General features: G+C 68.2%; 15 protein-coding genes and 1 pseudogene. 9 read left to right on the plus strand and 7 right to left on the minus strand.

What is annotated here, in order from left to right:
* Window positions 1–33 precede the first annotated feature (33 nt).
* Together ACGFIF_RS14855 and ACGFIF_RS14860 are read left to right on the plus strand one after the other, a co-directional pair.
* Window positions 34–1,041, plus strand: coding sequence for a proteinase inhibitor I4 serpin (locus ACGFIF_RS14855; RefSeq protein ID WP_393154803.1), 1,008 nt, complete (start codon window positions 34–36; stop codon window positions 1,039–1,041).
* A gap of 106 nt (window positions 1,042–1,147) precedes the next feature.
* The gene (locus ACGFIF_RS14860) at window positions 1,148–2,266 is read left to right on the plus strand and encodes a serpin family protein (protein WP_393154804.1); all 1,119 of its coding nucleotides are present in this window, start codon (window positions 1,148–1,150) and stop codon (window positions 2,264–2,266) included.
* Here ACGFIF_RS14860 and ACGFIF_RS14865 read toward each other — a convergent pair.
* Both ACGFIF_RS14865 and ACGFIF_RS14870 read right to left on the minus strand, forming a co-directional pair.
* Window positions 2,238–2,951 (minus strand): TIGR03943 family putative permease subunit, encoded by a 714-nt coding sequence (locus tag ACGFIF_RS14865; protein ID WP_393154805.1) that lies wholly within the window; start codon window positions 2,949–2,951, stop codon window positions 2,238–2,240. The two genes, ACGFIF_RS14860 and ACGFIF_RS14865, sit on opposite strands and share 29 nt — an antisense overlap.
* Window positions 2,948–3,973, minus strand: coding sequence for a permease (locus ACGFIF_RS14870; RefSeq protein ID WP_393154806.1), 1,026 nt, complete (start codon window positions 3,971–3,973; stop codon window positions 2,948–2,950). Before ACGFIF_RS14870 ends, ACGFIF_RS14865 begins: the two co-directional genes overlap by 4 nt.
* A gap of 106 nt (window positions 3,974–4,079) precedes the next feature.
* Between ACGFIF_RS14870 and ACGFIF_RS14875 the strand changes: the two genes are divergently transcribed.
* A complete protein-coding gene (locus tag ACGFIF_RS14875) occupies window positions 4,080–5,267 on the plus strand; it encodes a serpin family protein (protein WP_393154807.1) in 1,188 nt (395 codons plus the stop codon).
* On the opposite strand, the gene ACGFIF_RS14880 is transcribed toward ACGFIF_RS14875, so the two are convergent.
* Complete coding sequence (locus ACGFIF_RS14880) at window positions 5,248–5,796, minus strand: TetR/AcrR family transcriptional regulator (RefSeq protein WP_393154808.1); 549 nt, start codon at window positions 5,794–5,796, stop codon at window positions 5,248–5,250. The genes ACGFIF_RS14875 and ACGFIF_RS14880 overlap by 20 nt on opposite strands.
* Window positions 5,786–6,202 (minus strand): SRPBCC family protein, encoded by a 417-nt coding sequence (locus ACGFIF_RS14885; RefSeq protein WP_393154809.1) that lies wholly within the window; start codon window positions 6,200–6,202, stop codon window positions 5,786–5,788. Before ACGFIF_RS14885 ends, ACGFIF_RS14880 begins: the two co-directional genes overlap by 11 nt.
* Window positions 6,203–6,285: 83 nt before the next feature.
* On the opposite strand from ACGFIF_RS14885, the gene ACGFIF_RS14890 reads away from it, so the two are divergent.
* The 5 genes from ACGFIF_RS14890 (at window position 6,286) to ACGFIF_RS14910 (ending at window position 10,558) form a co-directional block, all read left to right on the plus strand.
* Window positions 6,286–6,480 carry a hypothetical protein gene (locus ACGFIF_RS14890; RefSeq protein ID WP_393154810.1) on the plus strand — a complete coding sequence of 65 codons (195 nt, stop codon included), beginning with the start codon at window positions 6,286–6,288 and terminating at the stop codon, window positions 6,478–6,480.
* Window positions 6,481–6,501: 21 nt separating this feature from the next.
* The gene (locus ACGFIF_RS14895) at window positions 6,502–7,179 is read left to right on the plus strand and encodes a PhzF family phenazine biosynthesis protein (protein ID WP_393154811.1); all 678 of its coding nucleotides are present in this window, start codon (window positions 6,502–6,504) and stop codon (window positions 7,177–7,179) included.
* 89 nt (window positions 7,180–7,268) lie between these two features.
* Complete coding sequence (locus ACGFIF_RS14900) at window positions 7,269–8,111, plus strand: nitrilase-related carbon-nitrogen hydrolase (protein WP_337005540.1); 843 nt, start codon at window positions 7,269–7,271, stop codon at window positions 8,109–8,111.
* Window positions 8,112–8,142: 31 nt separating this feature from the next.
* Window positions 8,143–9,549, plus strand: a complete 1,407-nt coding sequence (hydA, locus tag ACGFIF_RS14905; protein WP_393154812.1) for a dihydropyrimidinase — start codon at window positions 8,143–8,145, stop codon at window positions 9,547–9,549.
* A gap of 13 nt (window positions 9,550–9,562) precedes the next feature.
* A complete protein-coding gene (locus ACGFIF_RS14910) occupies window positions 9,563–10,558 on the plus strand; it encodes a TIGR03842 family LLM class F420-dependent oxidoreductase (RefSeq protein WP_393154813.1) in 996 nt (331 codons plus the stop codon).
* Here the strand turns inward: ACGFIF_RS14910 and ACGFIF_RS14915 are convergent.
* Window positions 10,539–10,835 (minus strand): hypothetical protein, encoded by a 297-nt coding sequence (locus ACGFIF_RS14915; protein WP_393154814.1) that lies wholly within the window; start codon window positions 10,833–10,835, stop codon window positions 10,539–10,541. The genes ACGFIF_RS14910 and ACGFIF_RS14915 overlap by 20 nt on opposite strands.
* Before the next feature lie 5 nt (window positions 10,836–10,840).
* On the minus strand, window positions 10,841–12,127 hold the full coding sequence (locus tag ACGFIF_RS14920) for an ABC transporter substrate-binding protein (RefSeq protein WP_393154815.1): 1,287 nt from the start codon (window positions 12,125–12,127) through the stop codon (window positions 10,841–10,843).
* Between the two features lie 758 nt (window positions 12,128–12,885).
* Between ACGFIF_RS14920 and ACGFIF_RS14925 the strand changes: the two are divergent.
* A pseudogene (locus ACGFIF_RS14925) lies at window positions 12,886–13,431 on the plus strand (MFS transporter); the annotation flags it as partial.
* A 48-nt stretch (window positions 13,432–13,479) separates the two neighbouring features.
* Here the strand turns inward: ACGFIF_RS14925 and ACGFIF_RS14930 are convergent.
* Window positions 13,480–14,523, minus strand: coding sequence for a carbohydrate kinase family protein (locus ACGFIF_RS14930; protein WP_393154816.1), 1,044 nt, complete (start codon window positions 14,521–14,523; stop codon window positions 13,480–13,482).
* Between the last annotated feature and the right edge of the window lie 73 nt (window positions 14,524–14,596).

Consider the following 14,596-nt stretch of genomic DNA (forward strand, 5'->3'; position numbering starts at 1 on the left):
GGTGGTGGAACGGTGATGGGCGAGGACGTGTGAGTGGACGCTCACCAAGTCAGTCGGCTGACCGCTCGCTGGATCGAGAAGCTCTCCGGCGAGGACAGCACTGTCGTCTCCGGACTCGGCGTCCGGCCGCTCCTTGCCCTCCTCTCGCAGCTGGCCGACGGCCCGGCCCGCGCCGAGCTCACCGAAGCAGCAGGAGGGCCGTACGACGGACTGCTGCAGACTCCCGAACTTCGGATGGCCCTCGGACTGTGGACCCGGCCGGACATCCCGCTGCAACCCGGTGTGGACCGACTGTTGCCGCCGGAAGTGCGTGGACAGCTGACGGATCAGGCGGCCCTCGATGCCTGGGTGGTCGAGCAGACGGGCGGTCTGCTGAAGCGGATGCCGGTCACCCTGACCGACGATGTGCTGCTGGTGCTCGCGTCCGCGCTGGCGCTGCAGACCAAGTGGGCGCTGCCCTTCAACGAGTACCCGCGCGGTGAGCGGCGTTGGCTCAGCCGGGCTGACCACGACCTCGAGAGCGTGCGTGTGTACGACGGTCCGGCCGGTCCGCTGACTGTGGTGACGGTCGTCGGGACCGGGGAGTTCGACGTACGACTGATCGCGGGTGAGCCCGGTCGTGGGCGTGGCGCCGTACTGGCTGCTGCTCTCGAGCTGAGTGGCGACGCGGTGACCGGTGCCGAACTGCTGGCCGGTGCCTCGTCCTCACGGTGGAAGCGGTTGTTCTCGAGTGAGCGGCCGGCGCCCGCGGTCGAGGTGATCGATTCGATGTCGCCGGTGCCGACGGTGGTGTTGTCGATGCCGTACTTCGAGGTCGACGCGGAGCACGATCTGCTCGAGCATGCCGAGGTGTTCGGGTTGCAGTCGGCAACGGACCGGAGTCGTGGGCACTTTCCTGGTCTGAGTCCGTTCCCGCTTGCGGTGAGTCAGGCCAAGCAGGCGGTGATGGCGCGGTTCTCCGCTACCGGGTTCGAGGCGGCCGCGGTGACTGCGATGGCGATGGCGGCCGGGTCCGCGCCGATGCCGGGTGGGAGGCGCTGAAGGTGTCGCTGGACCAGCCGTTCGGCTTCATCGCCGTCCATCGGTCGACCGGGATTCCTGTCGTCGCCGGGTGGGTGAACTACTCGTAAGGGGCGACGATGGGTGAGTGGATGCTGACCAAGTCGGTCGCCTGACCGCTCGCTGGGTCGAGAGTCTCCCCGGCGAGGGAAGCACTGTTGTCTCCGGCCTCGGTGTCTGGCCGCTGCTCGCGATCCTCGCCGAGGTCGCCGACGAACCCGCCCGCACCGAGCTCGCCGAGGCGGCCGGTGGTCCGTACGCCGGCCTGCTGCAGGCCCCGGAACTCCGGATCGCCCTCGGTCTCTGGACCCGCCCGGACATCCCGCTCCAGCCGGATCTGGACCGCCTTGTCCCGCCGGAGGTTCGCGGCGTTCTCACCGATCAGGCCACCCTGGACGCCTGGGTGACCGAGAAGACCGGCGGTCTGTTGAACCGCATGCCGATCGAACTCACCTCCGATCTGCTGCTGTTACTGGCCTCCGCTCTCGCGCTCGAGACCACCTGGAGACTCCCGTTCGGGGAAGGAGGGCGTCCGGTCGGCGACGTGCTCAAACGGTGGCTGTCGCGGTTGGACCACGACCTGGAGACGATCCGGCGATTCGACACAGCGGTCGGCCCGCTGACCGCTGTCACCGTTCGTGGCGTCGGTGAGTTCGACGTCCGGCTGTTCGTCGGCCGGCCTGATCGTGCGCGGAACGCCGTACTGGCTGCTGCTCTCCGAGTGACCGGTGAGGGAGTCGGGGCTGCGGAACTGCTGCGTGGTGTGGAGTCTCCTGCGGTGGTGGTGGTCGAGACGAGCAGGCCCGAACCGTCCCTGCATCTCTCTCTGCCCTACTTCGAGGTCAGGGCCAGCCACGATCTGCTGTCGCAGCGGGAGATCTTCGGTCTGAAGACGGCGACCGACTGCACCCGCGGACACTTCCCCGGGCTGAGCCCGGCGCCGTTGTGCGTGACGGACGCGCAACAAACCGCGATGGCCGAGTTCTCGGCGAGAGGCTTCAAGGCCGCCGCTGTCACGGCGATCGGGATGTCTGCCTCCGGGAGGGTGCCGGAGCCCGGCCGGGCGTTGTCCGTGGACCTCGACCAACCGTTCGCCTTCATCGCCGTGCATCGCCCGACCGGGATTCCCGTGGTGGCCGGCTGGGTTGCGGCCGATGCGTACCGGGACGCCGAGCGACCTACTCGTAGGGGTTCGCGGGGGCGGTGACCGGCTTGACCGTGTCCACGGTGAGCGCGGCGACGTCGCCGTCGGCGCGTTTGGTCGGCTCGGCCCATTGGCCGGTGACGGTGACCCACTGGTTCTTCGGTGGCGCGGCCTGGCCGCGGGCCTCGACCATGAACGCCGTACCGTCGGCGACGCAGCAGGTCAGGCCGATGCGGGTCACGTACCAGGTGCCGTTCTTGGCCGGGGTGACGAAGCCGGTCAGCTGGAACGCGCGACCCTTCATGCTCTCCTTCTCCCAGACCGCCCAGACGGAGTAGTCCCGGACGGCCAGCGCCACCGGGGTGTCGCCCTGGGAGTTGTTGGACAGCCAGGAGTTGCTCTTCGGATCGGCCGGTTTGGCCGCGACCGGGGACTGCCGTTGCGCCGCGTCCGCGCCGAGGGCGGGCGGGTCGACGACGAGCAGCGCGAAGATCGGGACCAGCAACAACCAGGCCGCCCGCGGCAGGCCGTGATGCCCATGCCCGTCGTCAGCATGCTCGGTGGCCGGCTTCTTGCGCGTGTCCGCGAGTACGTCGAACACCGCAAGCGCGATCAGGATCAGCCCAGCCGCCAGCAGCATCCACCGCATCCCGGGCTTCACATACCGCAGATAAGTGTTCGACGTCGCGAGCTGCACCACCGCTGCCCCGACAAACACAACCACCAGCCCAGCAACGTTGCGCCTCACAGCAACCACCATCCGACGAGGAGACTGGCCAGGATTGCGACCACGAAGGTGGCCGGTGCGAATCGGATGGCGAACTTCGGGCCGAAGGTGCCGGTCTGCAGGGCGATCAGCTTCACGTCCACGATCGGTCCGACCACCATGAACGCGAGCCGTGCGGTCAGCGAGAACTGGGTCAGGCTGGCCGCCACGAACGCGTCCGCCTCGGAGCAGATCGCGAGCAGTACGGCGAGCAGCCCGAGGATCAGCACGGACAGCAGCAGGTTGCCGGCCACTTGGTCGAGCCAACTGCGCGGTACGACGACGTTCAGCGTGGCCGCCGCGGCTGCGCCGATGACCAGGAACCCACCGGCGTGCAGGAAGTCGTGCAGCATCGAGGACCGGAACACGTCGAACTTGCTTGTGCCCTCCGCATGCCGGTTCTTCGGCATCCGCAGCCACGAACCGCCCTTACCGGTGGCCAACCACAACCACCCGAGAATCATTGACACGCCGAGCGAGGTCACCGCGCGTGCGACCACCACCTTCGGCTGTCCGGGGAACGCGACCGCCGTGGACGCGAGGACGACCGGGTTGATCGCCGGCGCGGACAGCAGGAACGCGAGTGCGGCGGCCGGCGTGACGCCGCGGTTCATCAACGCGGCCGACACGGGCACCGACGCACATTCGCAGCCGGGCAGGATGACGCCTGACGTGCTCGCGACCGGTACGGCGAGGGCCGGGTGCTTGGGCAACGCCTTCGCGAAGAAGGACGCCGGGATGAACGCTGTGAGCGCGGCCGACAGCAGGACGCCGAGGACCAGGAACGGCATCGCCTGGACCGTGACGCCGACGAACATCGTCGCCCAGGTCCGGATCCCGTCGTCGGAGAACACCCCGGCGAAGATCCGCCGCCCGAACAACGCCAGCCCGACCAGCAGGATCAGGGTCGCCGTGAACGCGATCGACGACCCGGCCGACTCCTTCTTTTCGGCGTCCGGCGGCGGAGAGTCGACAGGTGGTGGGGCGGTCGGATTGGCCGTCATGGGCGGCATACTGACACAACGCAGTGCGTCTGAACGAGGACTCACCGCACTCGTGAAATGAAAATCAGCGTCATTCCGGCGAATACTGATGTGGCAGGGTGGACGTATGGATGCCGACGTCGTGCGCGCAGTCAACGAACTCACCGCCCGCTGGGCTCGCAGCCTGCCGGCCGGCAACACCGTCGTGTCCGGGCTCGGCCTGTGGCCGCTGCTCGCGATCCTCGCGACGGCCGCCGACGAACCCGGGCGTGCCGAGCTCGCGGAGGCGGCCGCGGTCGCCGCCGACCAGGGATCCGGACAGGCGCTCGCGCTGATCCAGGCGATCGAGGGGTCGGACGATCTGAACGCGGCGCTGGGCGTCTGGGTCAGTGAGCAGCTGAAGCTCGCGGAGTCGTTCGACAGCGTGATGCCGGCGCCACTGGTCGGCAGGCTGACCGGTGACGCGTCCGTCGACAAGCCGAAGCTCGATGCCTGGGCCGCTGAGCACACCAACGACCTGATCCGGGAGATGCCGATCGAGGTCACCCCCGACCTGATGCTGGTGCTCGCGTCGGCGCTGTCGTTGCGGACGACCTGGGTCACCCCGTTCAAGGAACTGGTCCGGCGCTTCCACGACGGCCCCTGGTCGGGCGGCTCGTGGCACTGGCTGGAGCGGGTCGACGACTCCCTCGACGCCGTACGACGACACGAACACCCGGGCGCGGCGTGGCTGACCACGATCACAGTTCCCGGCGACGCGGATGTCGACGTACTGCTAGGCATCGGTCAGCCTCAGATTCCGCAGGCCGACGTCTTGGCGGCGCTGATCGAGGTCGCGGCTCAGCCGACCGACGGCGTACCCGGGACCCGGTTGATCGAGCAGGGCGAGCCCGGCTTCGAGGTCGCGCCGGGGGTGAAGATCGGACAGACCACCGCGCCGCGGCCGGATCTGAAGCTGTCGCTGCCGTCGTTCAACGTTGAGACCGAGCATGATCTGCTGGCGTCGCGTGAGCTGTTCGGGCTGAGCGCAGTGACGACGGATCCTGGTGGGCACGGTCATTTCAGCGCGATCAGCCCGGTGCCGCTCGCCGTCGGACAGGCGAAGCAGAAGGTGCTGGCGCGGTTCTTCGCGACCGGGTTCGAGGCCGCGGCCGTGACGGCGGTGGGCTTGATGCGGACCTCGATGCCGACCCAGCAGGCCCGCCGGCTCGAGGTGACGTTGGATCGGCCGTTCGGGTTCGTCGCCGTACTGCGGGAATCGCGGCTGCCGGTCGTGGCCGGCTGGGTCGAGACGCCTACTGAGCCGGGAGACTGAACAGCCGGTTGAGCAGCGCGGACGCCTCGTCGACCGCGTCGCGGTCGCCGGTCAGGAGCAGGTCGAACAGCAGGCCGCGGGAGGCGGCCAGACCGAGCCGGGCGTACGCCGGTGCCGCGTCGGGATCGATGCCGGCCCGGATACAGAGCTCGATCAGCGGGGGGAGCCAGACGTTGATCAGGTCCGCCTTGAGCGCCTCGGTGTGCGGCAGATCCTGCATCGCGTGGGCCGAGAGTTCGAAGAACAGCGGGCCGTAGATCAGTGTCGCCTCGGTGACGCGCCGCCAGAACTCTTCGGCCTGCTCGGCGATCGGCCGGTCGGTCCGGGTGAGCGTCGCGAGCAGGTCGCGCTGCTGCTGTTCGACCGTGCGGACGACTTCGGCGAGCAATCCCTCGCGGGAGCCGAAGTGGTAGATCAGCATCCGGTGGCTGGTCCCGATCGACATCGCGATACTGCGCAGGCTCGCGTCACCGATCCCGTTCTTCGCGAAATGCTCGACGGCATCGCCGAGCAAAGAATCACGACTCACTGACCTGCTTCAGCTTCTCGGTTTCCGTGGCGATGTAGCGCCGGGTGAGACCGGCGTACAGCTTGCCGAACAGCCAGCCGAGCGGGCCCTCCTGGATGATCGTGGCGGTCGCGACCGTGCCTTCCGGCGTACTCACGACCCGGTGACCGCCGGTCGTCTTGATCCCGGGAGCCTTCGAGACCCATTCGAAGTACTCACCTTCCTTGAGCTCGGTCACCTCCCAGATCGCGACCGGGAGCTTCGGCTGGCGGATCCGCGTCCGGGCGCCGAGGTGGATGCGGCCCTCGTCGAGCCGCTCGACCGAGTCGATGGTCGGCGTCCACTCGGGCCACCGCTCGACGTCGCTGAAGACCTGCCAGACCCGCTCGGGCGGAGCCTGGATCGTGCTGGAGTGATCGAAGCGCATGTACCAAATGGTACATCAGGTCTTCGTGAGGTTCCACGGGTGGTCGGCGGCCCCGGTCGCGGCGCCAGGTAGGGTCTGGGGCCATGGCTGAGCAGAACGTCCCGCAGAACGTCCAGAACGAGCAGGACCCGGGCGCGAACACCCAGATGTTCCGTGCCTTCGTCAACGAGGGTCAGGCGGAGGCGACCACCGAACCGAAGCTCAACGGCCGCGTCCTCGCCTTCGTCGGCGCAGCCGTCGTGCTGATCGCCGTCGTCGCCGCGATCGTCGTCTTCTGACCTGACCGCGGTTCACCGACTTTGACCGCGGTTCACGTCGACGTCGTCCGGGTCTTCGTCGACCCCGACGGCCGTTTCGGCAACCCCCTGGCCATCATCGACGGTGCCCTGGTCCCGCCCGCCGATCGGCAGCGCGTCGCCGCTGAGCTCGGCTACAGCGAGACCGTGTACGTCGACGACGCCACGACCGGCACGATCCGGATCTTCACCGCCACCGGCGAGATGGCCTTCGCCGGCCACCCCACCGTCGGCATCGCGTGGTGGCTCCAGTCGCAGGGCGTCGACACCCCGATGCTGCGCGTCCCCGCCGGTGACATCCCCGTCACCCGCGACGGCGATCTCGTCTCCGTCCGTGCCGACACGACCTGGGGCAGCACGTGGGACTGGCGCCAACTCGACACCTCGTACGACGTCCTGACCGCTGACCCCACGTCGTACTCAGCCGGTCACACCTTTCTCTGGGCCTGGCAGGACGAGCCCGCCGGCACCATCCGGGCCCGAGCCTTCGCCCCCGCCATGGGCATCACCGAAGACGAAGCCACCGGCTCCGCCGTCACCCAGCTGACCGCTCAACTAACCCGCGACCTCCTGGTCATCCAAGGCGCCGGCTCCCACCTCCACACCACCTGGCACCCGCCCACCCATGCCAGCGTCGGCGGCCGGGTCGTCCCCACCGCCTCCCGCACCATCACGATCTGACTGCCCGTTCGCGCCCGGATTTCGGCATCCGTTGACCTTTGTGGGGGGTCGGATGGAGCATGGGTGCTCGGCTAGTGGTGGGAGGGTTGATGGCGGAGGTTGTCAGGGCTGCGTTGGTGCAGACGTCGTGGACTGGGGACAAGGAGTCCATGATCAAGGCGCACGAGGAGTATGCGCGGCAGGCCGCCGCGGCCGGTGCGCGGGTGATCTGCTTCCAGGAGTTGTTCTACGGGCCGTATTTCTGCCAGCTCCAGGACACCGAGTACTACGAGTACGCCGAATCCGTGCCGGGGCCGACGACCGAGCGGTTCGCCGCGCTGGCCAAGGAGCTCGGGATGGTGATGGTGCTCCCGGTGTACGAGCAGGAGCAGCCGGGCGTGCTGTACAACACGGCCGCCGTGATCGATGCTGACGGCAAGTACCTGGGCAAGTACCGGAAGAACCACATCCCGCAGGTGAAGGGGTTCTGGGAGAAGTTCTACTTCCGCCCGGGCAACCTCGGGTATCCGATCTTCGACACCGCGGTCGGCCGGATCGGGGTCTACATCTGCTACGACCGGCACTTCCCGGAGGGCTGGCGCGCCCTCGGGCTGGCCGGGGCGAAGATCGTGTTCAACCCGTCCGCGACCAGCCGCGGGCTCTCGGCGTACCTGTGGAAGCTGGAGCAGCCCGCGAGTGCGGTGGCGAACGAGTACTTCATCGGCGCGATCAACCGGGTCGGGATCGAGTCCGACTTCGGTGACAACGACTTCTACGGTACGTCGTACTTCGTCGACCCCGAGGGCAAGTTCGTCGGTGAGGTCGGGCACGACCACGATCCGGAACTGATCGTCCGGGACCTGGACCTGAGCCTGCTGGACACGGTCCGGGACCGCTGGCAGTTCTACCGCGACCGCCGCCCGGACGCGTACGGCGACCTGACCAAACCGTAGGGACCGAACCGCTCAAAGGGGAGTGGCAGAGATGTCGTTGCTGGTCAAGGGTGGGACCGTCGTCGGGCCGACCGGGACGCAGGTCGCCGACGTCCTGGTCCAGGGCGAGAAGATCGTCGCACTGCTGGATCCGTCGTTCAGCCAGACGATCACGCCGGACGAGGTGATCGATGCCGCCGGCAAGTATGTGATCCCGGGCGGGATCGACGCCCACACGCACATGGAGCTGCCGTTCGGCGGCACCGCGGCGAGTGACACGTTCGACACCGGGACCCGGGCCGCGGCCTGGGGTGGTACGACGACCATCATCGACTTCGCCGTCCAGCGCACCGGCGAGGTGGTCCAGGACGGGCTGGCCGCCTGGCATGCGAAGGCCGACGGCAACTGTCACATCGACTATGCCTTCCACATGATCCTGGGCGGTGTCGACAACGACTCGCTGAAGGCGATGGACCAACTGGTCTCGGACGAGGGTGTGACCAGTTTCAAGCTGTTCATGGCCTATCCGGGCGTCTTCTACTCCGACGACGGCCAGGTGCTGCGGGCGATGCAGACCGCGCGGGAGAACGGCGCGATGATCATGATGCACGCCGAGAACGGCATCGCGATCGACGTCCTGGTGCAGCAGGCGCTGGCCCGCGGCGAGACCGACCCGATTTACCACGGCATCACCCGGCCGGCCGCGCTCGAGGCGGAGGCGACCAACCGGGCGATCGCGCTCGCCGAGGTCGCGCAGGACTGCCCGCTCTACATCGTCCACCTGTCTGCCAGTCAGGCGCTGGAGCACGTCGCCGAGGCGCGTGACGCCGGCCGGAACGTGTTCGCCGAGACCTGCCCGCAGTACCTGTACCTGACGCTCGAGGACCAGCTCGGCGCACCCGGCTTCGAGGGCGCGAAATGGGTCTGCTCGACGCCGCTGCGGAGCAAGCACGAGTCGCACGCGAAGGACCTGTGGAAGGGTTTGCGGAGCAACGATCTGGCGATCGTGTCGACCGACCACTGCCCGTTCTGCATGAAGGACCAGAAGGAGCTCGGCGTCGGCGACTTCTCCAAGATCCCGAACGGGATCGGTGGCGTCGAGCACCGGGTCGACCTGATCTACCAAGGTGTGGTGGACGGCCAGCTGTCGCTGGAGCGCTGGGTGGAGACGATCGCGACCACGCCGGCCCGGATGTTCGGGCTCTATCCGCAGAAGGGGATCGTTGCCCCCGGCTCCGATGCCGACCTGGTCGTGTACGACCCGAACGCGACCACCCGGATCAGCGTCGACACCCATCACATGAACATGGACTACTCGGCGTACGAAGGGGTCGAGATCAAGGGCCGGGTGGGCACCGTGATCTCGCGCGGCGAGGTGATCGTGGCTGACGGCAACTACCATGGCCGGAAGGGCCGGGGGACGTTCCTGAAGCGCGGCCTGTCGTCGTACTTGATGTAAAGGGGAAACAGCCGTGGACTTCGGAGTGGTGTTCCAGTGCGATCCGCCCGCGTCCACGGTCGTGGACCTGGCGGGCAAGGCGGAGGTCGCGGGGTTCGACTACGTGTGGACGTTCGACTCGCACCTGCTCTGGCAGGAGCCGTTCGTCATCTACAGCCAGATCCTGGCGACCACCGAGCGGGTGATCGTCGGCCCGATGGTGACGAACCCGGGGACCCGGGACTGGACCGTGATCGCGTCCCAGTTCGCCACCCTGAACGAGATGTTCGGGAACCGGACGATCTGCGGGATCGGCCGCGGTGACTCAGCGCTGCGCACGCTCGGCGCCAAGCCGGGGACCATCGATGAGATGAAGCAGTGCGTCGACGTGGTCCGGTCGCTGGCCCGCGGCGAGACGGTCGAGTACCGCGGCCAGCAGCTCAAGTTCGCCTGGGTCGAGAACGGCGCGCTGGACGTCTGGGTTGCGGCGTACGGCCCGAAGGCACTGGCCGCGACCGGTCAGGTCGGCGACGGGTACATCCTGCAGCTCGCCGACCCGGATATCGCCGAGTGGATGATCGGGGCGGTACGACGTTCCGCCGAGGAGGCCGGCCGTGATCCGGCGGCGATCAAGTTCTGTGTCGCGGCACCGGCGTACGTCGGGGACGATCTGGACCACCAGCGCGAGCAGACCCGATGGTTCGGTGGCATGGTCGGCAACCACGTGGCCGATATCGTCGCCCGGTACGGCGCCTCTGGGGCCGTGCCGAAAGCGCTGACCGACTACATCGAGGGCCGCAAGGGCTACGACTACGCCGAGCACGGTCGCGCCGGCAACACCCACACCGACTTCGTCCCGGACGAGGTGGTGGACCGGTTCTGCATCCTCGGCCCGGTCGAGAACCACCTGTCCCGGCTGGCGGAGCTGAAGGCGCTCGGCGTCGACCAGTTCGCCGTCTACCTGCAGCACGACGCCAAGGAAGAGACCCTCCAGGCGTACGGGAAAGACATCATTCCGCACGCACGCTGAGTCGGCCGCACGGGCCGACGACACCGCGTCCTTCATTGCCCACGGCCACGATCGTGGTCAGCTCGCGGGCGCCTTCGGCCCGGGCGCGGCCGAGGGCGACGAGCTCCGCGCACGGTCCGCCGGTGAAGTGGTAGAGGTTGATCCCGGCGTACATCCGTCCGTCCACGCCCCGCACCGCGGCCATCGTGTAGACGCCGTCCGGTCCGTCCGTGTTCTCGTCGACGGTACGCCGGGCCAGCTCGATCAGCTCCCGGTCGTCGTCGGTCAATGGCTGCACGGCAATCATCCGGCGATGCGTTTCAGCTCGGCCTGCACCACGGACTTGACTGACTTGATCTCGGTCGCTGGGTCGCTGCCGCTGCGGATGATTCGGTTGAGGGCGTCGGAGTACGCCGTACTGGACTTCGGCGACCACAGGAGCGGCGTCTGCGCGTGCCCGTTCTCGTTGACGAACTTCGCCGCGTCGGCGGCCGGACCGGACTTCAGCTTGTCCGCCTTCGCCGCCAGGGTCTTGCGGGCCGGGATGTGGAAACCGTACGACTGCGCCCAGTCGAGCTGCTTGTCGGTCTGGTCGACCCACAGCCACTTGACGAACTTCTTCGCCGCGTCGACGTTCTTCGACTTCGCGTTCACGAGCGACCCGTAGGCGCCGACCGGGACGCTCGGGGCGCCGGTGGTGGCGTTCAGCTTGGGCCAGGGGAGTACGCCGAAGTCGGCTGCGTACGTCTTCTCGATCGCCGGGAGGGTCCACAGGCCGGTGAACTGCATCGCGGTCAGACCCTGGGTGAACGCGGACGGGTCGGACCAGTCGGTCGGTGCCCCGAGCAACAGACTCTTCGAGGTGAACAGCTCGCGCAGTTTGCGCAGCGACTCCACCGCCGCCGGGTCGTCGAAGCCGAACTGGTTGTCCTCGGTCAGGTAGTCCAGCCCGGCCGACCAGAGCGCGGGGCCGCCGAGGATGCCGACACCGCCGTCGTTGCCGACGAACAGGCCCTTCACCTTGTCTGTGGTCAGCTTCTTCGCGGCCGCGAGCAGCTCGTCGACGGTCTGCGGCGGCTGGACGCCGGCCGCGCTGAGCAGGCTCTTGCGGTAGACGAGCAGTTGCATGTCGGTGACCTGCGGGATCGCGTACAGCTTGTCCTGGTACGTCACCCGCTTGATCAGCGACGGCGTGAAGTCGGCCTTGGTGGCGTCGTCGAGCAGGTCGGTCAGGTCGACCACCTGGCCGCCCTTGATCATGTCGATGGTGGGACCGTTGACGTACTCGAAGACGTCCGGCCCGTTGTCGGTCAGCAGTGTCGCCGCGGTCTTCTTGTCGTAGTCGCCGGGCGACCACTGCACGGTCACGGTCGCGTCCGCGTACTCCTTCGCGTACCGCTCGACCGCCTGCTGCGTTCCGGCCTCGCCGTACTGGTGATACCACTGCGACAACGCCGGCTTGTCTCCACTCGACCCGCCGGAGCCGGTGTCCCGTCCGGTGTTCGACCCACACCCGGCGACCGCCATCGCCGCCAGTCCACCACCGACCGCGAGAAACTTCCGCCTGGTGACCCCAGAACCCACCAACATCTCGCCGTACCTCCACACTCCGGCGCGGTCCCACAGCCCGCACTCCAACCGACGACCCTACGACTCCCTGGGCTGTCGATCGCGTATCCTCTGGGGCATGTTCTGCTCCTGTGACTAGAGACGGCTCCTGCGTTTCGCGCAGTCCGAGCCCATTCCCGTCTGCGCGGCGTCCTGTGTGGGCGTCGTGAGTCTCTAGGAGCCTTCTCTTGTCCGGCACAGTTCGTGCCGGGAGCTACCGTGATGTGCTGCTGTTGCCGTCTGCGCTGCGCACGTTCGTGCCGGCGCTGCTCGGCCGGCTGTCCTACGGTCTGCTCCCGTTGTCTTTGCTTTTCACTGTTCAGCAGTCCACCGACTCGTTCGCGACGGCTGGTGCGGCGGTCGCGTTGTTCGGCCTGGCATCGCTGTCGATGCCCTACAAGGCCCGGCTCGTCGACCGGTTCAGTCAGCGGCGCGTGCTCCCGGTCCTCGCGGTCGGCTGTTCTGTTGCTCTGCTCGTCATCGCCTTGTGGACCAGCAACCTCGTAGCGGTTGGTGTGGCGGGACTTCTCGCGCCACCGCTGGGACCGTCGATGCGGTCGAACTGGCGGCTGCTCACCGAAGGGTCGGCCCTGAAGGAACGGGCCTACGCGTTGGACGCTGTCTGCGAGGAGTCCCTGTTCCTCGGTGGTCCGCTGCTCGTCGGCGTACTGATCAGCGTGGTGTCCGCACCTGCGGCCCTCGTCTGCTCCGCGAGCCTGATGCTCGTCGGCACCCTCGCGATGGTGACCAGTCCGGTCGCCAAGCACACCACGGTGGCACCTGCGACTCGCCATCCTCTCGGACCGCTGGTCATCCCCGGCCTGCGTCGGATTCTGCTGGTCATCCTGGTCACGGCGTCTGGGATCAGCGTCGCCTACCTCTGCGTGGCCGGAGTCGCGCAGGGTGCCGGCAGTCCCGGTGCGGCCGGGTACGTCGAAGCCGCGATCGGACTCGGCAGCGTGGTCGGCGGGCTGCTCTGGGCTCGGCGTAACCACACTCGGCCGTGGTCGGCTCATCTCAGCGGGCTGATCGCCGTACTGGCTGTCGGACTGCTTGCGGCATCCTTCGCGACCAACCTGGTCGTGCTCGGGGTCGTGATGGCAGCTGCGGGCGTGGCCGTGGCGCCGCTGTTCGTGGTGTCCTACTTGGCCGCCGACACCGTCACACCGCCGTACCAGCGCACCGAGGCGAGCACCTGGATCAACACCGCCAACAATCTCGGCAGCTCGGCCGGGGCGGCGCTCGCCGGGTTGGCGATCGACCGGACCACTCCGTCATACGGGTTCCTGGCGGGCGGCGTACTGCTTGCTCTCGTTGCCGCGGCAGTCGGGCTGTCAGGCGTCCGACAGGCGCGCAATGGTGGCGGAGGCCCGGCGGACGATGGGGACCGGACCCTCGGGGAGGACGTCGCCGATGAAGCTGTAGTGGCGGAGCACCTCTGGGTCGACACCGCCGGGGCGATGCCGGCTGTGGTCGCGGACCCAGTCGATGATGTCGCCCCAGCCCGGAGCGGCGAGCGAACCGCCGAAGTGCTGCACGGACAGGCCCGCGCACAGGTTGCCGAAGGCCAGCCGGTGGGCCAGCGGCCAGCCGCGGAGGGTGCCCAGGACCAGTGAGGCGAGGAAGACGTCGCCGGCCCCGGTCGGGTCGTACGAGCGCACGGGCAGCGCCGGGACCTGCTCCTCCTCGCCGGTGGTCGAGTCGATCGCCAGTACGCCGTCGGCCCCGTTGGTCACCACAGCCAGCGGGACCCGCTCGGCCAGCTTGTGCAGCGCGGCCTTCGGCGTGTCGGTCCGGGTGTACGCCATCGCCTCGCTCGCGTTCGGCGTGAACGCGTGGAAGCCCTCCAGTACGTCGAGTACGGCGGGTGACCACTGGTCGGTCGGGTCCCAGCCGACGTCGCCGAACAGCAGCGCGCCGGACTGCATCGCCTCGAGCGTCCAGCCGGGCAGTTCGTCCTCGACCGGGACGATCGCGGAACGGGTCTTCAGGCCCGGACCGACCAGCTTGCTCGGGTCACCGGGCGCCTCGTGCGCGTGCGTCACCATCGCCCGGTCCCGGTCGAGTGACATCGAGACGGTGACCGGGGAATGCCAGTGGCCGATCCGGCGGGAGTGGGACAGGTCCACTCCCTCCTGGTCGACCAGGGTCCGCCAGCAGAAGTCGGCGTACACGTCGTCGCCGAACACCGAGGCCAGCCCGGTCTTCAGGCCGAGCCTGCTGGCGGCGATGGCGAAGTTCGCGACCCCGCCGGGGCACGACCCCATCCCCTCCGCGAAGATCTCGGTGCCGGTGGCCGGGGCCGACTCCAGTCCGGTCAGCACGATGTCGAGGAACACGGTCCCCTGTACGAACACGTCGTAGCCGTCGTCCTCCATACGGTGACACTGCTCCTTGTCAGACTGGCTGCTCTGTCGGTGGCGGGTGGAATGCTTCCCTTCGTAACATCTT

It is taken from the genome of Kribbella sp. NPDC049174, assembly GCF_043197365.1.
Classification (GTDB): domain Bacteria; phylum Actinomycetota; class Actinomycetes; order Propionibacteriales; family Kribbellaceae; genus Kribbella.